Source organism: Blautia glucerasea (assembly GCF_013304385.1).
Lineage (GTDB): Bacteria > Bacillota > Clostridia > Lachnospirales > Lachnospiraceae > Blautia_A > Blautia_A ammoniilytica.
In genome coordinates, this window is the sequence record NZ_JAAITU010000034.1 from 26,431 (window position 1) to 49,159 (window position 22,729).

A 22,729-nucleotide genomic window follows, 5' to 3' on the forward strand; every position below is an offset into this window, starting at 1 on the left:
AAAGACACAAAAATACAACAAAACTGTTATGTTATGACATATTTTTGCGATATTTATGCGGTGAAACCAGATTGGCCTGCTGGAACTTTTTAATAAAGTAGCTTGTATTATTAAAGCCCACATCCAAAGCGATTTCCGTAATGGAACGATCTGAATGCAAAAGCAGGACTTTCGCCTTTTCCAGGCGGAAATCATTCAGGTATGATGCTACCGTCTTGCCCGTGTATTGCTTAAAAAGCTTCATGAAATAATACTCACTGTAATTGGACATCTCTGTTAACTCTTTCACAGTCAGCTGTTCCTGATAGTGTTCATTAATATAATCCAAAACCATTTTTATGGATGCAAGATTCCTGTTCTGTTCTGTATCTGCAGGAACAATGTAATTTCCTATCAGCATCTGGTAAAAAAATTCGTAAAATAAGCTTTTCAGCTGTACATAATAGAAGGGCTTTTTCTCTCTGTGGCAATCATGAATCTGATAAAACAGGCGGAAAATGTGTTCATAGCCACGATCTCCTGGCGATATCAAATGGGTAAACTCTGCCTGATTCTCAGCAAGAAGGGAGATCAGCCGCTCCTGGCACAGATCCCCTGCCGGACTGGACAGAAAATTCAGGTCAAATACAATACTTTTGTAATACAGATAATTTCGAAGGTCTGATCGTATGCCGTGAATGACTCCGCTATTGACCATCAGGATATCTCCTTGTTTCAGGCGAATGGTTTCTCTGTTCAGCTTTGCCAGGCCACAGCCTTTTTCGATGCAGATGATCTCCATTTCTTTGTGCCAGTGGTTGTAAAGGGAATGGAAGATCACACAGTTGTCGGTGTAGGTTTCTACGGGAAGTTCAAATGAGCCATGTCGGCCCAGTTCTTTCAGGGTTTCATCCACCTTTGGGGCATGAAGTGTTCCGTTTTCTGCCATCCTCTCACCTCCTGTTGTTTCCTATTTTTTTCTTTGATTCTACCACAAAACTCTTCCCTTGCAAAATCCTTTTATACCGTATAAAATGGTATGTAATAATGATATTAAAACGAATGGATAATGAAATATGAAGAACAAACAATTAAATCTTACCTCCGGCCCGATTCTTTCTACCCTTACGGAGCTGGCACTGCCTATTATGGCATCTTCTTTTCTGGCTACAGCCTACAATATTACTGATATGGCCTGGATCGGAATGCTTGGTTCCAAGGCAGTTGCAGGAGTAGGCGTAGGCGGCATGTACGTATGGCTTTCCCAGGGACTTTGTTCCCTGTCGCGTATGGGCGGACAGGTAAATATGGCACAGGCCCTTGGCCGTAAAGACCGGGAGGCCTCTATCCGCTATGCAGATGTAGCTCTGCAGCTGACCATCCTGTTTGGTCTTTTTTTTACTGCACTCTGCCTGCTTTTTACAGATCCTCTGCTTCACTTTTTTAATCTGACAGATCCGGAAGCTTATGCCAGTGCCAGGGTCTACATGCTGATCACCTGTGGACTGATCCTGCTTCCTTACCTGACTCAGACTCTGACCGGACTTTATACAGCCCAGGGAGATTCCAAAACTCCCCTGAAGGCTAACTTCCTGGGGCTTGTGCTGAATATGGTTCTGGATCCTGTTCTAATCCTTGGAGTGGGACCTTTTCCAAGACTGGAGGTTGTTGGTGCTGCAGCTGCCACTGTCACTTCCCAGTTTCTGGTGCTGGCAGTACTTGTTGTCAGCCTTGTTAAGGATCACAGTGAAACCAATATCCTGCGTCATTCCAATCCTTTACGCAGATCTGCTTCCAGCTATTATAAAGATGTTTTCCGCATTGGGATTCCCACCGCACTGCAAGGCAGCATTTACTGCCTGATCTCCATGATCCTGACACGTATGGTTTCCGGCTTTGGTGCAGGTGCTATTGCAGTCCAGCGTGTAGGCGGACAGATCGAATCCCTGTCCTGGAATACTGCCGACGGCTTCGGTGCTGCTCTAAATGCTTTCATGGGACAGAATTATGGTGCAAGAAAGACGGACCGTATCCGGAAAGGATACAGCATTTCCTTTCGGCTGCTGGTTGCCTGGGGGCTTTTGATCACTGCAGCCTTTATATTGATCCCCGGCCCTATTTCCTCCCTGTTTTTCCATGAAAAGGATGTAGTGCTGATTTCCGTTAGTTACCTGACCATCATCGGATTTGGGGAAGCCTTTATGAGTGTGGAGCTGATGACCATAGGTGCACTGTCAGGCCTTGGAAAAACAAAGCTTTGCAGTATTATCAGTATTATTTTTACTGGTATGCGTATCCCGCTTGCCATGGTTCTTTCCGCCACTTCCCTTGGACTTGACGGGATCTGGTGGGCACTTACCGCTACAAGCATAGTGAAAGGGATCATTTTTTACTTTGCATTTCAACATATCAGCAGGCGCAGCCTGTACTAGAAATGCTTTTGCCCCCAACATCCTATTATCAATGACCAATAATAAAGAGGTACTTATGACAAAAAAAGAACTGGCTCTTGAAGTCATCAAACGATTAAAAACCGCATATCCGGATGCAGACTGTACCCTGGATTATGATCAGGCCTGGAAGCTTCTTGTAAGCGTCCGCCTGGCAGCCCAGTGTACAGATGCAAGGGTAAATGTAGTAGTACAAGATCTTTTTACCAGATATCCAAGTGTGGCAGCCCTGGCTCAGGCAGCTCCGGAAGAGATCGAGGCTATCGTGAAGCCTTGCGGTCTTGGCAAAAGCAAGGCAAAGGATATCAGCGCCTGTATGAAAATGCTTCATGAAAAATATAATGACAAGGTTCCTGAAGATTTTAACGCTCTTCTGTCTTTACCCGGCGTAGGCCGCAAAAGTGCCAATCTGATCATGGGGGATGTATTCGGTAAGCCTGCCATTGTAACAGATACCCACTGTATCCGTCTTTCCAACAGGATCGGACTTGTAAACGGGATCAAAGACCCGAAAAAAGTAGAGATGGAATTATGGAAGATCATTCCGCCAGAAGAGGGCAGTGATCTGTGTCACCGTCTTGTGTGGCACGGAAGAGAAATCTGCACAGCAAGGACACAGCCTCACTGTGACAGATGCTGTCTATTTGATATCTGTGAAAGGAATCTGTAAAAAGGTACCAAAAGATTCTACAGTATGCAAGAAATGTGAGAATATCCTGCAAGATGCTAATTGCTGAAACATTACTACATTTCCAATATTTTATCTGCACCAAGGGAAAAAGCATCCTGTTTTTCATGTGTTACCAAAAGCAGGGTCTTTCCCTTGGTGTATTTTTTTATGGTGTCCAAAACTTTGATCCTGGTATCCGGATCCAGTCCGGAAAGAGGCTCATCCATAAGAATACAGTTCCGGTCTGCTGCCAGTGCTCTTGCGATGGCAGTCCTGCGGCACATACCGCCGCTTAATTCGCCCGCTTTTTTGTCCCAGGCCTCTTCCAGATCTAAAGCAGCAAGGAGTTCCCGGAGTCTTTCCTCCGAAAGCCTTTTATTTACCAGACGGATATTCGCCTGTACGGTAAGATTCCGGCAAAGTCTGTCCTCCTGAAAAACAGCTGCCATAGGTTCTTTGTTCCCCTGTATGGTTCCTGTATCCGGGAGTTCCAATCCCAGGATCAGATTCAGAAGTGTTGTTTTCCCGCATCCTGATCTGCCCATAATACAGGTGGTTTTCCCTTCTGGAAAGCAATAGGAAAAATCCTGCAATACTGCCTGCCCATAATAAGCTTTGCATAAATCCTGGATGATCAGATCCATTTTTATTTTCCCATCCTTTCCACAAGTGTGCCTATTCCGGTCAGAAACAATTTTTCAAACAAAACGCTGATTCCGATGATCACAATGGTCCATGCAAAAAGATCCGGTGTATTTAAATATATTTTTGCATGATACAGCTTCTCCCCTATCGATCCGCCTGGGATCCCGATCACCTCTGCAGCGACTCCGGCTTTCCAGCAAAGCCCCAATGCCAGACGGCAGGCAGCCAGAAAATAAGGGGCAGCCTGTGAAATGTAAATATACCGCACCTTTCTTCCAAAGCTGACCTGAAATACCTGGGCCATTTCCAAAAGCTCCCGGTCGGTTTCCCGGATGCCCTGGCATACATTTGTATAAACTGCTGGAAACACCATAAGAAACGTTATAAATACAGAAAGATTCCTGGATGGAAGCCAGATCAGGCACAAAATAATAAATGAAGCAACAGGGACCGACTTCATAACCGTTACAACAGGCGCCAGCAGGATCTCCAGCACTTTACATCCACAGGCTACGGCAGCCAATATGGTTCCTGCAAAAAGCCCCAGAAGAAATCCGGAAACAATCCGCACAAAGCTGAATTCTACAGTTTTCCAGAAATCTGCCTGCGGCAAAAGCTGCCACAATTTTTTTACAACAGAAACAGGAGCTGCCAGAAGGATCTCCTGTTTCAGCCACATACTGGCCAGCTGCCATACCAGGATCCAGAAGGCAGCTGCCAGTATTCTTATTGTATAGCTTTTCCACCTGAGCCTGTTATTTTGGGTCTCATCGTGCGTAGTAGAAATCATCATCCGGAAGCTGTCCTCCAACCATCTCTGGGTTCTGCTGTTCCAGTGTGCTCAGATATCCGGACAGCATGGTCTGCATCTCTTCTCCCTCTACAAATACGATACTGCAGTCAGGGATGGCCTTTTTGGCCACTTCTTCAGCAATAATGTCATGGGCGCCAATGATCTTTGCAGCCTGATCCGGATCGCTGTTTACAAATTCTACGGACGCTTGATATGCATCCATAAAAGCATCCACATCAGCCTCATGCTCCTTAAGATAATCATTTCTTACAACAACCACTCCTGTTACCAGCTGGCTGTCATCAGAAACTCCATCCTGCCACAGCTGATTCAGATCCAAAGCCACCCGAAGGCTGTCATTTTTCATCAATGCAGTTGTAACAAAGGGCTGGGGCAAAAGCCCTGCTGCTGTCTGGTCATTTGCCAGAGCTGCAACTACTTCCGCATGTTCTGACTTATATTCAATGGTCACATCCTTTTCAGGATCGATCCCATTTGCACTTAATACATATTCCAGGGCATACTCCGGTGTAGCGCCTTTTCCACTGGCGTAAATGGTTTTTCCTTTCAGGTCTTCCACAGACTGTATGGATTCTCCATTTTCCACCAGGTAGAGAACGCCCAGTGTATTCACAGCCAGTACGCTTACATTCTTCTGTGTCTTCTGATACAGCACTGCCGCCAGATTGGATGGAACAGCTGCTATATCTACATTTCCCTGCACGATCTGCGGTACGATCTCGTCTGGGGATGCTGCTATGGTAAAATCATAGCTGTCATCATCCAGCAGCTGTGCCATGCCCATGGCAGTTGGTCCTTTTAAGGCGCCTATAGCAATCTTGTCAGATGCTTTTTCCTCTGCGGAAACTGTAATGCAGCTTCCAGCCAGCGTTCCTGCCAAGAGCCCTGCTGTCAGCAATACGGATATCATTTTTTTCTTCATGTCTTTTGCCCCTCCTTAGTCTCAGGTCATACTTAAAAGTCGTGTAACTGTCCAGTACTTTTACAGTTACAATATCATTCATAAGATTTGTTGTGAAGCAATTCGTGTTCTTTTCCCTTCAGAAGTCCGTTGTACAGCTCTACTACCAGCGGGTTCTCATCTGACTTTTTGATGATCATGGTATTGTCTGCATTATAAAGCCCTTTTGCCCTTAATGCCTTGGTCCTAGCACCGGCTCTTGTAGGCTGGCCACCGCCCATGATACATCCCCGTCTGCAGGCCATAACCTCGATCAGATGGTATTCTTTCTCTCCATTTTTCACCTGATCCATCACTTTCCGTGCATTTGCAAGTCCATTGGCAACACAGATCTTTATTTCCATTCCTTCATACATAACGGAAAACTCTTTGATGCCTTCATCACCGCGCACACCACATTCTGCGATCTCATGCATAGATTCTTTGCGGTGATCTTTTGTGAGACGACGGAGAACTGCCTCTGTAACACCGCCTGTTACGCCAAAGATCACGCCGCCGCCTGAGCCAAAGCCAAATGGCATATCGCAGGCTTCCGGATCCAGCGGAGCAAAGTCGATACCGAAATTATCGATCATACGGATCAGCTCTGTAGTGGTGATCACAATGTCTGTGTCCTGTTCTCCGTGGGTAAAGCTGTTGGGCCGGATCGCTTCTGCCTTCTTGGCTGTACATGGCATAATGGAAACCATAACCGTCTTCTTTCCATCCTGATGTTCCGGCTGCCGGAAATATTCCTTGATCACAGCGGAAAGCATCCCCTGTGGAGATCTGCAGGTAGAAAGATTAGGGATGTAATCCTTGTACTGATCTGTAATAAATTTCACCCATGCCGGGCAGCAGGATGTGAGCAGCGGAAGTTTTTCTCCTTTTTTGATCCGGTCAAGAAATTCTGCACTCTCCTCCATAATGGTAAGATCTGCACTGAAAGAGGTATCGTATACTTCGTCAAATCCCATTCTGTGCAGGGCATTTACGATCTTGCCCATAACACTTCTGCCCTTTGACAGCCCGTAATGATCCCCTACTGCAACACGTACTGCCGGTGCGATCTGTGCCACCACCCGTACATTTGGATCAGCCAGTGCATCCCATACCAGATCTGTATGGGTCTTGATGGAAATCGCACCTGTAGGACAATAAATACGGCACTGTCCACAGTTCACGCAATCAGTCTGGGCAATCTTTTTGTTAAATGCAGGCATGACCATAGCGTCCGTACCACGGAATGCAAAGCCCAGCGCACCAATCCCCTGAAGCTCTTCACAGGCACGTACACAGTCTCCGCAAAGGATACATTTGTTAGGATCCCTTACAAGAGAAGGAGAACTTGTATCCAGCTCATAGGGCTCCCTGGTATTTTCAAAACGGATGGTATTCACCCCAAGACGGTGTGCCAGCTCCTGGAGAATACACTCTCCGCTTTTCACACAGGTAGTACAGTCGCGGCAATGAGCCGCCAGAAGCAGCTCCACGATCAGCTTCCTGTATTTCTTAATTCGTCCTGAATTGGTGTAAATGGTCATCCCATCCCTTGGTTCTTCAGAACAGGATGCAAACATCTTGCCCCTTTCATCCTCTACCATACACAAACGGCAGGCTCCAAATGTGGACACCTCAGAATGGTAGCACAATGTTGGAATATTTATTCCTGCTTTCCTGATCACGGACAGCACATTTTTTTCATCGGTAAACTCTATTTTTCTACCGTCAATCATCATATATCCCATAATATACCCCCTTCCTATGCTTCCACATAAATCGCATCAAAATTACAGTTATCTTTACATGCGCCGCACTTGATGCAAAGAGTATTGTCTATATGATGAGGATGCTTGATCAGTCCTGAAATTGCACCTGCCGGACAGTTTCTTGCACACTTGCCGCAGCCGATACAGAATTCCTGATTGATATGGAACTGACGCAGTGCAGTACATACCTTTGCACGGCACTTCTTATCCCTGATATGCTCCTCGTATTCATCCCTGAAGCGGTGCAGAGTACTGATTATAGGAAGCGGTGCGCTTTTGCCAAGGCCGCAAAGTGCCATACTCTGAACCATATTTGCCAGTTCTTCCAGCTGATCCAGATCTGACATTTCGCCTTTGCCATCTACGATCCTTTCCAGGATCTCCAGCATACGCTTGGTTCCCTCACGGCAAGGTACGCATTTACCACAGCTTTCCCTCTGGGTAAAATTCATGAAGAAACGTGCAACCTCTACCATACAGGTGTTTTCATCCATAACAACCAGTCCGCCGGATCCCATGATCGCATCCAGCTTCTTTACCGAGTCAAAATCCAGGGGCACATCCAGCTGATCCATGATCAGACATCCACCGGAAGGTCCTCCGATCTGTACGCCTTTAAAGGCTGCTCCCTTTTTCAGTCCGCCGCCAATATCATAAATAATATGGCGCAACGTAGTGCCCATAGGCACCTCGATCAAGCCTGTATTCTCAATAGCTCCTGTAAGGGAGAAGGTTTTGGTACCCGGGCTTCCTTCTGTACCGATGGTCCGGAACCAGTCAGCCCCCTGAAGAATGATCTTGGGCACATTGGCATAGGTTTCCACATTGTTCAGTACCGTAGGCTTGCCCCACAGTCCTTTCTCCACTGTACGTGGAGGCTTTACACGAGGCATACCCCGGTTGCCTTCAATAGATGCTGTAAGTGCAGATCCCTCACCACATACAAAGGCACCTGCACCTCTGTTAATATGTAAATGGAAATTAATTCCTGTTCCCAGGATGTTATCTCCCAGGAATCCGTAATTCTCTGCCTGTTCAATAGCCATACGCAGTCTCTTTACAGAGAGAGGATATTCTGCACGTACATAGATATAGCCTTCTTCTGCGCCAACTGCATAAGCAGCAATGGTCATACCTTCGATCATCTTATATGGATCGCCTTCCATAACAGACCCGTCCATAAATGCACCAGGATCGCCTTCATCACCATTACATACAACATAGCGGATCTTTTCGGCCTGTCTTGCCACCTGGGACCATTTCTTCCCTGCCGGGAATCCGGCGCCGCCACGGCCCCTGAGGCCTGACTTTGTCACCTCCTGTATCACATCATCAGGAGTCATGGATTCCAGTGCCTTTGCCAGTGCCTGGTATCCGCCAACTGCAATATATTCGTCAATAGATTCTGCATCGATCTTTCCACAATTTTCCAGTACCACCCTTGTCTGAAGGTTTAGGAAAGGAATGTCCTCCGGGTGGGGACAGACAGTGTCCTTCTCTCTGTAAAACAGACGCTCTACTGGCTTTCCTTCCAGAACTGTACGCTCTACGATCTCTTTACAGTCCTGCGGCTGCACATGTACATACTGATATCCGTAAGGCTCTATCCTCATCAAAGGCCCCAGCTCGCATAATCCCTGACAGCCAGTCTTGATCACGCCTGTATGAGGGATATCTTTTTGCATTTCCACCTTTACTCCGTCCACATCCCGGCACAGCACCTTCATCTCCTCATAGATCTTCTGTGCGCCGGAGGCAATACAGCCTGTACCTGAACATACAAGTACACGACAGGTATAGGAGCGGATCTTTTCATTTACTTCTTTCTGTTTGTTTAACAGTTCTTCTCCATTTCTTATACTCATACGCTTTCTCCTCTCAGCCGGTTCAAAAGTTCTATGGCTTTTTCTTCCGTCATCTTCGGATGTACTTCATCGTTTACAGTCAGGGTAGGCGCAAGTCCGCAGGCTCCCAGACAGGAAACTGTCTCAACTGTGAAAAGCATATCGTCTGTGGTATGCTTTTTATTTGTCAGACCCAGTTCTTTCATCAGTGCCTCTTTCACAGGCTGTGATTTTCTTACGTGACAGGCTGTTCCGTCACAGACCTTGATCACGTATTTCCCTTTTGGCTCAAATGAAAAGTTTTCATAAAAGGTAGCCACGCTGTATGCTTTGGCTTCTTTTACCCCGATCTCTTTCGCCACATAGGTGAGCAGTTCCCCTGGCAGGTACCGGTATTCTGCCTGGATGTCCTGCATGATGGGGATCAGCGATGCTGCTTTCCGACCATAGTGTGCGATAATCTCATCCGCCTTGTTGTAATAAGATTGATCTAACATTGGTTTCCTCCTTACTTTGCGTCGTTCGCTAGTATGTATTTGTATCCATTGCACAATTCTATATCCAATATAGTACATTATCTGGCAGGATTATACAATTATTTTTTTTGCTTTTCTGTGATTATTGTGGATTTTTATTACTATCAGCGAAATGAATAGCAGCTCGATAAGCATTCACATACACCGTCCCACTTTTTTGACATGCATATTTTCTTATGCTATGATATTTTCGATTAAGCGAAATTATGAAACGACAAAGCCAATAGCTGCTTACACGCATATGCACCAGAGGCTTTTGACTGGTGTTTTTGGGCTGGCAGCTTTTGGCTGGCGGCTTTGGGCTGGCGGCTTTGGGCTGGCATCTTTTACATACAGGCAGGTGAAACTTTGAAGAAAAAAGAAATTCTATTTATCCTGGGAATCCTTGCAGCTGCGGTACTTTTATGGGCTGGTACCCACCTTATGGACAAGGGTGATCTTTCCACAGTACGCATTACGGTTGCAGGCAAAGAATATGGCACCTATTCTTTATCCAAAGATCAGGTGATCTCCATAGGAGATACCAATCGGTGTGAAATAAAAGACGGGGAAATAAAAATGATCTGGGCTGACTGCCCGGACCATTTGTGTATGAAACAGCATGCAATTGACAAAAACGGCGGAACCATTGTATGTCTGCCTAACAAAGTAGTGATCGAAGGCAAAAAAAGTTCATCCTCTAACTCAGAAGATGAACTGGTGATTGATTCCGTTACCTGATTTTGTACTACAAAAGAAAATCCAGTGATATTGCAAAGCATCAGGGAGCTTATTTATCGCCGGAGGGGAGCCCTGTAAGTTCATAATAAAAAATATACTGCTGCATCACACCACGCATCCCTTTATAGCGGCGGTTAGGGAAGCCTCTTTTGTAGTGCTGATCCAGTACCTGGCGTATATGGGTATCCACCGGAAACGCATCCAGCTGGTGCAAGGCAAACAAACAGATGCAATCTGCCACTTTCCCACCTACGCCATAAATTTCCATCAAAGCTTCCCGTGCTTTTTTGTAAGACATTGATTGAATCTCTGATAGATTGATCTGCCCGTCTGCCACATCAAGTGCGGCCTGATGAATATATTTGGCACGGTAACCCAGATTGCATGCCCGCAGATCTTCTTCAGATGCAGTAGCCAAAGCCTGTGGCTTTGGAAAGCCATAATATTCCCTGCCATCCGGCAAAATGATTCTTTCTCCGTACCGTGTACAGATATTCTCAATGCACCTGCGGATCCTGCGTATATTATTCTGCTGCGAAATAAGAAATGTGATCAGCATTTCCCACAGATCCTGACGAAGTATACGGATTCCCTGTCCATGCTGTGCGGCTGCACATAAATATCTGTCCCTGGGATTCACTGACTGTATATATCTGCTGTAATCTGCATCAAGGTCAAAGTATGGGATCCAGAAGAAAAGGAAATCCTCCTGAGAACAGTCGAAATCCACTACCTGCCCTTTTTGCCTTACTTCTACGTATTTCTTACCTGCGATCACAGTAAAACAGTCTGTATCTGTTTCATCCATCCTGAAACATTGTCCGGATTCCATGATCTGCCTTATGTTAAAATTCTCCAGTTCTATGGATATCATCTGTCTGTCCTGCCTTCGGTTATTTCTGGTACTGCCTGAAGAAAACAGACAGCTTCTCCAGTGCCTTCGCCAGAACACCTACTTCATTGTCCGATAAAGCACTCACCACTGCATCTGTCATCTGCCTGTGATACTCTGCGTGATGATGAAAGGCTTTACGCCCTTTAACCGTAAGATGGATAAAAACAACTCTTCTGTCCTTCTCACTGCGTTCTCTCTGTGCATACCCTTTCTTAACCAGTGCATTCATGGCAATGGTCAGGGAGCCTACCGTAATATTCAGTTCTGCCGCTATATCGGACATCTTTTTTTCTCCAAGACCAATGGCAGCGATAATATGCATATCATTATTGGTAATATCTTTATACTCATCTGTGATAATGGCCTGTTCTTCCAGTTCCATGATCTCATTAAAAAGATTTACCAGCACATCGTTGATTACTTCCTTATCATTCAATATGGTCCTTCCCCCCGCCTTATGGGCTATTCCAATTAATTTGTATACAGGGAGCAGCTTGTGCTCCTGCTTGTCCGTTGCTGTCCGTTGTTGTTCAAGTGTACACAGTATAGCATAAACCGGGGATTTTTGCACCATGTGTTTCCATGACGTTTGGATTTAAATTTCCGCAGCATTTGAAGTTTGAGTTTCTGTCTGCTTTCCGATTTCCGTCTGCTTTCCGGATTTCTTCTACATTTTACGAAATCTGTTATACCGCTTTTCCAAAAGCTCCTCTGTATCCATTTTCTCGTACAATGTAAGGAATGTACCAATCGCCTGGTCCATTTTCTCTCCCATATCTGCCATATTGGCTCGTGTAAGAGGCTCCTTTTCAGAAAAAACATGCTCCACAATACCAAGCTTTTTCAGATCCCCGGCAGTAAGCCGCATCACCTGGGCTGCTTCCCTGGCTTTTCCTGCATCCTTCCACAAAATTGAAGCAAAGCCTTCCGGGGAAAGGACAGAATAGATGGAATTTTCCAACATCCATACCTGATCAGCCACAGCAAGAGCCAAGGCTCCGCCGCTTCCCCCTTCTCCGATCACAATGGACAGAACAGGTACCTTAAGAGCAGATAATTCATAGATGTTTTCTGCAATCGCCTGCCCTTGCCCCCGTTCTTCAGCCTCCATCCCGCAGAAGGCTCCCGGAGTATCCACAAAACAGATCACAGGTCTTTTGAACTTCTCTGCCTGCTTCATCAAACGCAGGGATTTACGATATCCTTCCGGCGAAACCATTCCAAAGTTTCTGGCAATACTGTCCTTTGTTCCCTGCCCTTTTTCCTGAATGATCACTGTCACAGGTTTTCCATGAAAGTTCCCTATTCCTCCGATCACGGCAGGATCATCTCCATATCGCCTGTCTCCATGCAGTTCCGTAAATTCGTCAAATAGCAGTGCAAGATAATCTTTCCCTGTTGGACGTTCCTTATCCCTTGCAAGCTGCACACGCTCCCAGGCACTTTTATCCTGAAGCTTTTCTTCTTTCAGAACTTTTTTTTCCTGATATGTGCTTTTTGTATCCTGATGCTGATGCATGGACAACAGACGGGAAAGTGTAGCTTTCATCTGTTTTCGATCAACGATCCCATCTAAGAAACCATGCTCCAGGAGAAATTCAGCCTTTTGAAATCCCTTGGGCAATTTCTGTCCAATGGTCTGCCGGATCACTCTTGGTCCTGCAAAGCCGATCAACGCTCCCGGCTCTGCCAGAATAATATCTCCCTCCATGGCAAAGCTTGCCGTAACACCACCAGTAGTAGGATTTGTAAGCACACTGATATAAAGAAGGCCTGCATCACTGTGCCGTTTCAGTGCTGCTGATGTTTTTGCCATCTGCATCAGGGACACAATGCCTTCCTGCATACGTGCTCCGCCAGAGCAGGCAAAAATCACTACGGGGAGCCGTTCCCTGGTAGCCCTCTCCACTGCCCGGGTGATCTTTTCCCCTACTACACTTCCCATACTTGCCATCATAAACCTGCTGTCGCAGACTCCAAGCACTGTGGGATTTCCGTCAATTTCTGCCTTACCGGTAAGGATGGCTTCATCCAGTCCTGTTTTTTCCTGAAGACCTTCAATTTTCTCTTTATATCCCTTGTAATGAAGCGGATTCTCCTGGGGCAGACCTGCATCCCATTCTTCAAAAGTCCCTGGATCTGCGATCTGCTGGACTCTTCTCCAGGCATGAACACGAAAATAATTGCCGCAATGAGGGCATATATAATCGTTGTCCTTTACCTCTTCCACAAACACCGCCGACTTACATACATTACATTTTTTCAGAAGTCCTTCCGGAACCTCCGGCTTTACTGTTTCTGCTGTCAGGCTGCTACGACCAACTGTCCGTTTAAATGTACAGTTAAATTTCATTTACTTTCACTCCCCCGATTTCATGGGTACTTAAAAATCCAACATTAAAATTACCGCTCTGGAAATCCGGATGACTGAGGATTTCAAACTGATAGTCAATGTTTGTATCCACTCCCTGGATCACCACTTCTCCCAATGCGCTTTTCATTTTGGCAATAGCCTCTTCTCTTGTTCTTCCATGAACGATCAGCTTTGCAAGCATGGAATCATAATAAGGCGGTACTGTATATCCTGGATAAATACCTGTATCCACACGGATTCCCTGGCCGCCAGGAAAATGAAGATCTGAAATGGTGCCGGGAGAAGGCCTGAAATTCTTCTCCGGGTTTTCCGCATTGATCCTGCATTCAATAGCATGCCCCTGTACATGTACATCCTTCTGGCTGACCTGAAGCGGCAGACCGGAAGCGATACGGATTTGTTCCTTTACCAGATCCATGCCAGTGACCCACTCTGTTACCGGATGCTCTACCTGTATCCTGGTATTCATTTCCATAAAATAAAAGTTCTCATCCTTTTCCAGAAGGAATTCTATGGTTCCTGCATTCACATAATGTGCTGCCTTTGCAGCCTTCACAGCTGCTTTTCCCATCTTCCTGCGAAGCTTGTCCGATACAGCTGCAGAGGGCGATTCCTCGATCATCTTTTGATGATTCCGCTGTATGGAACAGTCCCTTTCCCCAAGATGGATCACATTTCCCTGCTGGTCTGCAAGGATCTGAAATTCTATATGTCTTGGCTTTTCCACAAAATGCTCTATGTACATGGTTCCGTCCCCAAAGGCCATCTGCGCTTCTTTCTTTGCAGTCAGGAAAGCTTTTTCAAACTCTTCCGGTGAAAAGGCTGTGCGCATACCCTTGCCGCCACCGCCAAGGGCAGCCTTGATGATCACCGGATAACCAATCCTGTCAGCTTCCTTTTTTCCTGCGTCAATATCCAGAACTGCTCCCTTCGTCCCAGGGATCACTGGAACACCGGCTGCTTCCATGGTGTTTCTGGCTTCCTGCTTGTTTCCAAGACTGCGGATCACAGAAGAGGGAGGCCCCACAAAGATAATGCCGCACTTTTCACATATTTGTGCGAAACGGGCATTTTCAGATAAAAACCCAAAGCCTGGATGTATGGCATCTGCACCGGTTGTCATTGTAGCACTGATAATGCTTTCCATATTCAGATAGCTTTCCGTTGAAGGACCAGGTCCTATGCAGACTGCCTGATCAGCAAGCTGAGCATGAAGACTATCCTTGTCCGCCTCTGAATAAACCGCTACGCTCTCAATCCCCAATTCTCTGCAGGCGCGGATGATCCTTACTGCAATCTCTCCCCGGTTTGCCACCAGCAATTTTCGTATCATATTTTACCCCACCATAAATGTAAGCTGTGCTTTAACAGCAATCTTCCCGTCTACGGTTGCAACTGCTTCTCCCACTCCAAGCGGGCCTTTCTGCTTCACGATCCTGGTTTCCAGACGCAGCTTGTCTCCGGGACGCACCTTCGTCTTAAAGCGACACTTATCAAGGCCTCCGAAATAGGCGATTTTCCCCTGGTTTTCCGGCTTTGACAGGATGGCAACAGCGCCGGTCTGTGCCAATGCTTCCAGGATCAGCACCCCTGGCATTACAGGTTCCTGTGGAAAATGGCCTTTAAAAAAGTCCTCTCTGTAGGTTACGCATTTATATCCTACCGCAAATTCCCCTGGTTCATAATCTTCAATATAATCCACCAGAAGAAAGGGATGTCTGTGTGGAATGATCTGCTGGATCTGCTTTGTATCTAAATAATTCATGCTTCCTCGATTCTGAACAGAGGGGTACCATATTCTACCGCCTGTCCGTTTTCAACCAAAACTTCTGCCACAATTCCTTCAAATTCACTTTCAATCTCATTCATCAGCTTCATTGCCTCAACAATGGCAAGCACCTGGCCTTTTTTCACTGTATCCCCTTTTTTCACAAAAGGCTGGCTATCCTGGGAAGGAGCCGCATAAAATGTACCAACCAAAGGTGATGTTACCAGATTTCCGGTTTCTGCTTCCTTCTCCAAAACAGCTGCCTTTTCCGGTACAGGAGCAGCACTATATACGGTTTCTTTTTTATCTCTATCCCATTTAACGGACATTTTTTGTCCATTGTTTTCATATTCAAAGGATGATACTCCTGCTGCGTCTATTTTGTCGATAAGCTGCAGTATCTGTTCAAATTCCATGATCATTCCTCCTCATAGCGTTTTACCAGAAGAGAAGCATTGTGGCCTCCGAATCCAAGAGAGTTGCTCATAGCATACCGAACCTGAGTCTGAACCGGTGCATCAATACAATAATCCAAATCCAGTTCCTCTTCTGTTTCTTTTGTTCCAACTGTCTGGTGGATAAAACCATCCAGAATTGATTTTACACATACAATAAATTCCACACCGCCGGCAGCACCTAAAAGATGCCCTGTCATTGACTTGGTAGAATTGATCTTTACTTTATATGCAGCCTCTTTAAACGCAGCTTTAATGGCTCTTGTTTCAAACAGATCATTGTAATGGGTGCCTGTGCCGTGTGCATTGATATAATCCACCTCTTCCGGTTCGATCCCAGCCTCATGCATAGCTTCCTCCATCGCCCTTGCAGCGCCTGCTCCGTCTTCCGCTGGAGAAGTGATATGGAAAGCATCTGCGGTAGCACCATATCCCACAACCTCTGCCAGAATGTGGGCACCTCTTTTCTTGGCATGCTCCAGTTCTTCCAAAACTACGATCCCTGCTCCTTCTCCCATTACAAAGCCAGCACGTTCTTTATCAAATGGAATGGAAGCCCGCAAAGGATCTGAAGATGTGCTTAATGCAGTCAGACTGGTAAATCCGGCAACTCCCAAAGGACAGATACATCCCTCTGTGCCACCTGCCAGGATCACCTCTGCATCCCCATACTGGATCGCCCGAAAAGCATCCCCAATGCAGTGGCTTCCTGATGCACAGGCAGTGACCACATTGGTACACTTACCTTTTGCCCCGATGGCAATGGAAATATTTCCGGCAGCCATGTTGCTGATCATTTTGGGAACAAAAAGCGGATCCACCTTAGAAGGTCCTCTTTGGGAAAGCCTTTGCTGCGAGGCTGTCATTGCCTGCAGGCTTCCCACACCGGATCCTACGATCACACCTACCCGGTATGGATCCTCCTGTTCCATGCAGATCCCGGAATCCGCCAGTGCTTCTTTTGCAGCTGCTACTCCGTATTTTGAAAATAATTCCATTCTTTTTGCAGCCTTAAAATCCATATATTTTTCAGGTTCAAACCCCTTTACCTCTGCAGCCACCTTCACTTTATAATCTGTTGTATCAAATCTTGTAATGCTCTGGATCCCCACTTTTCCGGCTTTGATACCTTCCCAGAAGGATTCTGCATCATTTCCAAGAGGTGTTACTGCGCCAAGTCCTGTGACCACTACTCTACGTTTCATATATGTTTGTCCTCACTTTTCCTACATTGCCATTCCGCCGTCAACCATCAGCACCTGTCCGGTAATATAACCGGCTTCCTCTGATGCAAAAAAAGCCGCTGCTGCTGCCACATCCTGGGGATCGCCAAATCCGCCCATAGGAATCTGCGCCCAGATTTTTTCCTTCACCTGCTCCGGCAGAACCTGGGTCATGTCTGTGCAGATAAATCCGGGAGCGATTGCATTTACAGTAATTCCCCTGGATGCCAGCTCCTTTGCAGCTGATTTTGTCAGTCCGATCACCCCTGCCTTAGATGCAGCATAATTTGCCTGGCCTGCATTTCCTGAAATACCCACAATAGAACTTAAATTGATGATCCTGCCTTTTTTCTGTTTGATCATGGTTCTGGCAGCATGGCGGATACAATAGAATGTTCCTTTTAGATTGGTATCCACTACCTTTGAAAAATCTTCTTCACTCATTCCCATCAAAAGGCCATCCTTTGTGATTCCTGCATTATTGACCAGAATATCAAGATGTCCCATTTTACTGATCGTATCTTTAAACATTTCACCACAAGCCTGAAAATCAGCTACATTACACTGATAAATATGGGCCTGGCCTCCTGCCTGCAGGATCTCCTGCTGCACTTCTTCTGCTTTTTCCTTTGAACCATTATAATTGATAACCACATAGCATCCTTCTGCTGCCAACCGTAAGGCAATGGCACGCCCGATTCCCCTGGATGCACCGGTTACAAGGGCAACTCTTTTTCCGGTCATTTTTTGTCCTCCTGTCAGATTTCTGTTATTGTCATACCTCTGCTGCTGTTTTTTCCAGATCTTCTACTGTCTGTATATTAAAGGTCCTTACATTTTTATCTATCTTTTTTATAAAACCGGTAAGCGTCCTGCCTGGTCCGATCTCCACAAAGGTATCGATCCCGGCACTGATCATCTGCTCCACACTTTGCTGCCAGCGGACGGAAGAGGAAATCTGTCTGGCCAGCAGCGGACGGATCTGTGCAGGGTCTGTTACATACTTTGCCGTAACATTTGTCACATAAGGGATCTTTAGAGATTGGATTTCTGTAGTCTCAAGTACCTTTTCCAGTTTCCTGCCTGCCGCTTCCATCATAGATGAGTGAAAAGGGCCGCTGACTTTTAAAGGAAGGACTCTCCTTGCTCCTGCAGTTTTCAACTGCGCTGCCGCCATTTCCACTGCTGCCTTTTCCCCAGTGATCACAATTTGTCCGGGACAGTTATAATTGGCAATCTCCACTCCACCTATCTTTTCTATCACTTTTTCGATCTCCAGTCCGGTCAGACCAAGCACTGCCGCCATGCTTCCCTTTCCTGCAGGAACTGCCTGTTCCATAAGGATTCCCCTCTTACGTACAGTTACAGCTGCATCCTTCAGGCTGATTCCGCCAGCTGCTTCAATGGCGCAATATTCCCCCAGGCTTAAGCCCGCCGTTACCTCCGGGATCAGGCCATATTCTTCTGCTGCTTTTTCCATGGCAAGACAGGCTGTTAAAAGTGCTGCCTGTGTATATTCGGTAAGATCCAGTTTATCATTTTCTTCAAAGCAAAGCTGTGGCATGTCCAGATCCAGCCAGTAGGACACCTGTTCAAATACCCTGGCAGAAGCCGGATATTTTTCATAAAAATCTTTTCCCATTCCTGTTTTCTGAGCTCCCTGGCCAGGAAATATAAATGCGATCCTACTCATAAACTGCAGTTCCTTTCAAAAGAGTTTCCGTCTCCTTCATCAGCTTTTGGATCAGATCCTTGCAGCTCATTTCTTCTTTTATAAGTCCTGCGATCTGTCCGGACATAACACTTCCGTTTTTCACATCTCCCTCTGTTACTGCTCTTCGCAAGCCTCCCAGTGTGAGCTGCTCCAGTTCCTCGAAAGGTGCGCCCTCAGCCTCTTTTTTCAGATATTCTCTGGTCATCTGATTTCTCAGTGCCCGCACCGGATGCCCTGTAGTACGTCCGGTCACTCTTGTATCTATATCTTTTGCTTTCAGGATCATATCTTTATAATTCTGATGCACCTGGCATTCGGTTGTTGCTACAAAACAGGTTCCCATCTGTACTGCCTGTGCTCCCAGCATAAATGCTGCTGCGATCCCACGGCCGTCGCCGATACCGCCTGCTGCGATCACCGGAATCTGTACTCCATCTGCTACCTGGGGCACCAGTGCCATGGTGGTTGTCTCTCCCACATGGCCTCCGGACTCACATCCTTCGGCTACCACTGCATCTGCCCCACACCGCTCCATACGTTTTGCCAGTGCCACAGAGGCAACTACCGGGATCACGCGGATCCCTGCTTTTTTCCACATCTCCATATATTTTTCCGGATTTCCGGCACCTGTGGTAACTGCTTTTACACCCTCTTCTGCGATCACCTGCGCAACCTCATCTGCATAAGGGCTCATCAGCATTACATTTACCCCGAATGGTTTATCTGTTTTCTCTTTTGCCAGCCGGATCTGCTCCCGCACCCACTGTGCCGGTGCATTGGCTGCTCCAATAATACCGAAGCCTCCTGCCTCTGATACAGCGGCTGCCAGATGATGCTCGGCCACCCAGGCCATTCCCCCCTGTATAATGGGGTATTGTATATCAAGTAAATCTGTAACTTTTGTTTTCATAACACTGTCCTTTGCTTTCACAATACTGTTTACTTTTTTCAATATTGCCTCTTACTTTTCCCGGTTCTGGATATAAGCTTCCACATCTCCGATTGTCTGGATTCCTTCCAGGTCTTCTGTAGGAATCTCCACATTAAATTCCTCTTCCAGAGCCATAACCATTTCAAAAAGATCCAGTGAATCAGCTCCCAGATCCTCTTTAAAGGACGTGCTCTCTGTTAATGTTCCTGCCTCTGTTCCCAGTGATTCTGCTACGATTTCTTTAATTCTTTCTAACATGTTCTTTTCTCCTCGTTAATTTTTATTTCCACTCCAGCAGGCTTGCTCCATAAGACAGTCCGGCTCCAAAAGCCGCCAAGACCAGCTTATCTCCTGCCTTGAAACATCCTTTCCGATTCAGTTCATCCAAAAGAATAGGGACGCTTGCCCCGGAAGTATTGCCATATTCCTGAATATTTACAGGAAATTTTTCTTCAGCTTCTCCAAGTCTTTTTGCCACAGACTGAATAATTCTTATATTAGCCTGATGCAAAATATAAAATCTTATCTCTTCCCCAGAAAGCTTTTCCTTTTCCAAAAGCTCCCGGATCACCTGTGGCACACAAGACACAGCAAACTTAAATACCTCTCTGCCATCCATCTCCATGTAGGTTTCCTGTGCATCCGGATGTTCCACATACTGCTTTTGGTTTCTGCTGCTGCAGGTGAGGGCTCTGCCCTTCTCCCCTTCTGAATGAGTGACCTGTGCATATCTGCTCTTCTCATCTGCCTCCAGGAAAACTGCCCCTGCACCATCTCCAAATAAAATACAGGTTCCCCGATCCTTCCAATTGGTAAGATTGGAAAGGCTTTCTGCCCCGATCACAAGCGCATTCCGGTAGATGCCGCTATTCAGATATGCCTGTGCTGTGTTCAGTGCAAAAAGAAATCCTGTACATGCACTGTTCAGGTCAAAGCAGGTGGCTCGAACTGCCCCCAGCATCTCCTGCACTCTGCAAGCTGTACAGGGAAGGATCTCATTACCTGAAATGGTTGCCACAAGGATCAGATCAACTTCTTCCGGATCCACTTGGGCCTGCTCCAGTGCTCTTTGTGCTGCCTTTGCAGCCATCCTGGCAGTTGTCTCCTGCCATACAATATGTCGTCTTTCCACTCCTGTCCGCTCACGGATCCACTGATCGCTTGTATCCACCATATTGGACAATGCATTATTATCCAATATGTGTTCCGGAACCCAGGAGCCTGTTCCTGTTATTCTTCCTGTCATAATGATTATTCCTGTTTTACTGTTTCATTATTTTGCAATTGAATTGTTTTACTGCTTGGTTGTGTTGCTTTTTCTGCCTTACTAAGCATCAACCTGCTGTTTTATCTCTTAGCCTAATTTGTTTTTATTTCAAAATATTTTGATTATCAAAGTATATCATATTTTTTTATATTGTCAAGGAAAAAATAGATTAAGATATTTTATATATAAAAAAATAGACCGGAATATTTTGTATAATAAAAAAAATGGATACGGCTATTCTGCAAATTTCAAAATAACCATACCCATTCTTCTATTTATTGAGCTTCATCCCAGTAATCTTCCGCATCCTCAAAGCTGTCGAATTCATCTTCATGATCGTAGTAAAAGTCCTCAGGATCATCATAATCATATACGTCATACTCATCTTTTCGTGAGGAATTCCCACTCTTGCCAGACGAAGATCTTCCGGAGGATGAATATCCTCTTGATTTTCCTCTATAGCTGTTTGAGGAACTGCTTACATACCGTATCAGATCCACCACCTCACCATCCCTGCACACTGCCGAGTATACACTTCCGCCAATATTCCTCCAGGTATAGGTAACCTGCTTCTTCACTTCTCCATTCTCTCTGTAATTTTCCTCCGTCCTCCGATCATAAGGTCCCCACTTAGTGATAGATATATACCTCTGTTCCATCCCCCGGAATGGCTGATCCTTTCGGATTTCTTCTTTGTACCGTTCTTCCTCTTCTTTTTCTTTGCGCCGCTTTTCAGCCTCATAGCGTTCCTGAACAATCTTTTTTATCTCTTGCATTTCTTCAGCAAAGTCTCCATTATACTCAGCCGTCTCACTGGGAAGCTTGTGTATAACCCAGTATTGACTATCTATATCTTCACCAGATGCTATGTTCTCACAATACTTTGCATATGCCCGAACATATTTTACATTTGCAAGACATCTAGGAACACTGTCCAAAGGCTCCACAGATGCAGTTTCCATAAGATCCTCAGGTATTTTTTCCAATAAATCAACTGCCGTAGCATAATTTTCTGCATGAACGGCTTCTACCGCCTTCTTATAATCTTCTTCGTAGTCCTCCATCTGCTGCTGCCATTCATTTTCCGCTTTCAATGCAGAATGAATCCCTGCATAAAGCATTGCAATAAGGACGACGAACGCACCAAGCATAACATATGTATTGATTTTTTTCCTCATTCACTTTTCCCCTCGTACATAAAGATTCTGTGAGAATATATGGTATCTTGATTCTCTAACCATCCAATCTACACCATTATACTCTTTTTCACAGTACCACAAAAGTTTTTTCTACACAGTATTCCTCATATTCGATAAAAAAACAGAGAAAATACTCTCCTCAAGTATCTCCTCTGTTTTTAAACTGCCTGACATTTTTCTTTGTATTTGGTATTACAAATCAAATCGGATTTTTAAGTAATCCTCTATCACATCCACACATTTTTCACGGCCTACTCTTGCGCTGTTTAATGTAAGGTCGTAATTCACCAGGTTTGTCCAGTAGCCGCCTCTTGTATAATACTCATAATAATCTGCTCTGTATTTATCTGTTTTGCTGATCAGCTCATGAGCTTCCGGCTCCGAAACCTGCAGCTTTTTCATGATGGATTCCACACAGTTTTTACGTGGAGCTTCGATGTAAATGCTGATCACATTGTCAAAATCTGTGAACCTCACATGGCTAAAGTCACGTGCTTCCAGACGCTTTAGGCGTCAGACTGAATATCGGCGGATAC

Annotated in this window: 24 protein-coding genes; 3 read left to right on the forward strand and 21 right to left on the reverse strand. The window is 45.7% G+C overall.

Annotated elements, in window-relative coordinates; all coding sequences use genetic code 11:
* Positions 1-31: 31 nt before the first annotated feature.
* The gene (locus G5B11_RS12900) at positions 32-928 is read right to left on the reverse strand and encodes an AraC family transcriptional regulator (protein ID WP_158421906.1); all 897 of its coding nucleotides are present in this window, start codon (positions 926-928) and stop codon (positions 32-34) included.
* A gap of 127 nt (positions 929-1,055) precedes the next feature.
* On the opposite strand from G5B11_RS12900, the gene G5B11_RS12905 reads away from it, so the two are divergent.
* Together G5B11_RS12905 and G5B11_RS12910 are read left to right on the forward strand one after the other, a co-directional pair.
* Positions 1,056-2,411 (forward strand): MATE family efflux transporter, encoded by a 1,356-nt coding sequence (locus tag G5B11_RS12905; protein WP_173728535.1) that lies wholly within the window; start codon positions 1,056-1,058, stop codon positions 2,409-2,411.
* A 55-nt stretch (positions 2,412-2,466) separates the two neighbouring features.
* Positions 2,467-3,099, forward strand: coding sequence for an endonuclease III domain-containing protein (locus G5B11_RS12910; protein ID WP_173728538.1), 633 nt, complete (start codon positions 2,467-2,469; stop codon positions 3,097-3,099).
* A 74-nt stretch (positions 3,100-3,173) separates the two neighbouring features.
* Here the strand turns inward: G5B11_RS12910 and G5B11_RS12915 are convergent, their stop codons facing one another.
* The 6 genes from G5B11_RS12915 to G5B11_RS12940 all read right to left on the reverse strand — a co-directional run bounded on the left by G5B11_RS12915 (position 3,174) and on the right by G5B11_RS12940 (position 9,608).
* On the reverse strand, positions 3,174-3,743 hold the full coding sequence (locus G5B11_RS12915) for an ATP-binding cassette domain-containing protein (RefSeq protein WP_173728540.1): 570 nt from the start codon (positions 3,741-3,743) through the stop codon (positions 3,174-3,176).
* 2 nt (positions 3,744-3,745) lie between these two features.
* Positions 3,746-4,537 carry an ABC transporter permease gene (locus G5B11_RS12920; RefSeq protein WP_173728542.1) on the reverse strand — a complete coding sequence of 264 codons (792 nt, stop codon included), beginning with the start codon at positions 4,535-4,537 and terminating at the stop codon, positions 3,746-3,748.
* The gene (locus tag G5B11_RS12925) at positions 4,512-5,480 is read right to left on the reverse strand and encodes an ABC transporter substrate-binding protein (protein WP_173728544.1); all 969 of its coding nucleotides are present in this window, start codon (positions 5,478-5,480) and stop codon (positions 4,512-4,514) included. The genes G5B11_RS12920 and G5B11_RS12925 overlap by 26 nt, the downstream gene beginning before the upstream one ends.
* 74 nt (positions 5,481-5,554) lie before the next feature.
* Positions 5,555-7,246, reverse strand: a complete 1,692-nt coding sequence (locus G5B11_RS12930; RefSeq protein WP_173728546.1) for a [FeFe] hydrogenase, group A — start codon at positions 7,244-7,246, stop codon at positions 5,555-5,557.
* A 14-nt stretch (positions 7,247-7,260) separates the two neighbouring features.
* Positions 7,261-9,132 (reverse strand): NADH-quinone oxidoreductase subunit NuoF, encoded by a 1,872-nt coding sequence (locus G5B11_RS12935; RefSeq protein ID WP_158421899.1) that lies wholly within the window; start codon positions 9,130-9,132, stop codon positions 7,261-7,263.
* Positions 9,129-9,608 (reverse strand): complex I 24 kDa subunit family protein, encoded by a 480-nt coding sequence (locus G5B11_RS12940; protein ID WP_158421898.1) that lies wholly within the window; start codon positions 9,606-9,608, stop codon positions 9,129-9,131. Before G5B11_RS12940 ends, G5B11_RS12935 begins: the two co-directional genes overlap by 4 nt.
* A gap of 387 nt (positions 9,609-9,995) precedes the next feature.
* Between G5B11_RS12940 and G5B11_RS12945 the strand changes: the two genes are divergently transcribed.
* Positions 9,996-10,367, forward strand: a complete 372-nt coding sequence (locus G5B11_RS12945; protein WP_173728548.1) for a NusG domain II-containing protein — start codon at positions 9,996-9,998, stop codon at positions 10,365-10,367.
* Between the two features lie 49 nt (positions 10,368-10,416).
* On the opposite strand, the gene G5B11_RS12950 is transcribed toward G5B11_RS12945, so the two are convergent.
* From G5B11_RS12950 to G5B11_RS13015, 14 genes are all read right to left on the reverse strand, one after another.
* Positions 10,417-11,241, reverse strand: a complete 825-nt coding sequence (locus tag G5B11_RS12950; protein ID WP_173728550.1) for a DNA-3-methyladenine glycosylase family protein — start codon at positions 11,239-11,241, stop codon at positions 10,417-10,419.
* 19 nt (positions 11,242-11,260) lie between these two features.
* Positions 11,261-11,698, reverse strand: coding sequence for a MarR family winged helix-turn-helix transcriptional regulator (locus tag G5B11_RS12955; protein WP_244093013.1), 438 nt, complete (start codon positions 11,696-11,698; stop codon positions 11,261-11,263).
* Positions 11,699-11,929: 231 nt separating this feature from the next.
* Complete coding sequence (locus G5B11_RS12960) at positions 11,930-13,615, reverse strand: acetyl-CoA carboxylase carboxyltransferase subunit alpha (protein WP_173728554.1); 1,686 nt, start codon at positions 13,613-13,615, stop codon at positions 11,930-11,932.
* Positions 13,605-14,969, reverse strand: coding sequence for an acetyl-CoA carboxylase biotin carboxylase subunit (locus G5B11_RS12965; protein WP_173728556.1), 1,365 nt, complete (start codon positions 14,967-14,969; stop codon positions 13,605-13,607). The genes G5B11_RS12960 and G5B11_RS12965 overlap by 11 nt, the downstream gene beginning before the upstream one ends.
* Positions 14,970-14,972: 3 nt before the next feature.
* Complete coding sequence (fabZ, locus tag G5B11_RS12970) at positions 14,973-15,401, reverse strand: 3-hydroxyacyl-ACP dehydratase FabZ (RefSeq protein ID WP_158421892.1); 429 nt, start codon at positions 15,399-15,401, stop codon at positions 14,973-14,975.
* Positions 15,398-15,820, reverse strand: coding sequence for an acetyl-CoA carboxylase biotin carboxyl carrier protein (gene accB / locus G5B11_RS12975; RefSeq protein ID WP_173728559.1), 423 nt, complete (start codon positions 15,818-15,820; stop codon positions 15,398-15,400). The genes fabZ and accB overlap by 4 nt, the downstream gene beginning before the upstream one ends.
* Positions 15,821-15,822: 2 nt before the next feature.
* Positions 15,823-17,064 carry a beta-ketoacyl-ACP synthase II gene (fabF, locus tag G5B11_RS12980; protein WP_173728561.1) on the reverse strand — a complete coding sequence of 414 codons (1,242 nt, stop codon included), beginning with the start codon at positions 17,062-17,064 and terminating at the stop codon, positions 15,823-15,825.
* A gap of 21 nt (positions 17,065-17,085) precedes the next feature.
* On the reverse strand, positions 17,086-17,826 hold the full coding sequence (gene fabG, locus G5B11_RS12985) for a 3-oxoacyl-[acyl-carrier-protein] reductase (RefSeq protein ID WP_173728562.1): 741 nt from the start codon (positions 17,824-17,826) through the stop codon (positions 17,086-17,088).
* Between the two features lie 31 nt (positions 17,827-17,857).
* The gene (fabD, locus tag G5B11_RS12990) at positions 17,858-18,775 is read right to left on the reverse strand and encodes an ACP S-malonyltransferase (RefSeq protein ID WP_173728564.1); all 918 of its coding nucleotides are present in this window, start codon (positions 18,773-18,775) and stop codon (positions 17,858-17,860) included.
* Complete coding sequence (gene fabK / locus G5B11_RS12995) at positions 18,768-19,748, reverse strand: enoyl-[acyl-carrier-protein] reductase FabK (protein ID WP_262582830.1); 981 nt, start codon at positions 19,746-19,748, stop codon at positions 18,768-18,770. The genes fabD and fabK overlap by 8 nt, the downstream gene beginning before the upstream one ends.
* Positions 19,749-19,757: 9 nt before the next feature.
* On the reverse strand, positions 19,758-19,985 hold the full coding sequence (acpP, locus tag G5B11_RS13000) for an acyl carrier protein (RefSeq protein ID WP_158421887.1): 228 nt from the start codon (positions 19,983-19,985) through the stop codon (positions 19,758-19,760).
* Positions 19,986-20,007: 22 nt separating this feature from the next.
* The gene (locus G5B11_RS13005; RefSeq protein ID WP_173728565.1) at positions 20,008-20,973 is read right to left on the reverse strand and encodes a beta-ketoacyl-ACP synthase III; all 966 of its coding nucleotides are present in this window, start codon (positions 20,971-20,973) and stop codon (positions 20,008-20,010) included.
* A gap of 296 nt (positions 20,974-21,269) precedes the next feature.
* Positions 21,270-22,172: a hypothetical protein gene (locus G5B11_RS13010; RefSeq protein ID WP_173728566.1), complete on the reverse strand. Its 903-nt coding sequence runs from the start codon at positions 22,170-22,172 to the stop codon at positions 21,270-21,272.
* Between the two features lie 213 nt (positions 22,173-22,385).
* Entirely contained in the window at positions 22,386-22,670 is a 285-nt protein-coding gene (locus G5B11_RS13015) for an AAA family ATPase (protein ID WP_262583450.1), read from the reverse strand.
* Positions 22,671-22,729 lie beyond the last annotated feature (59 nt).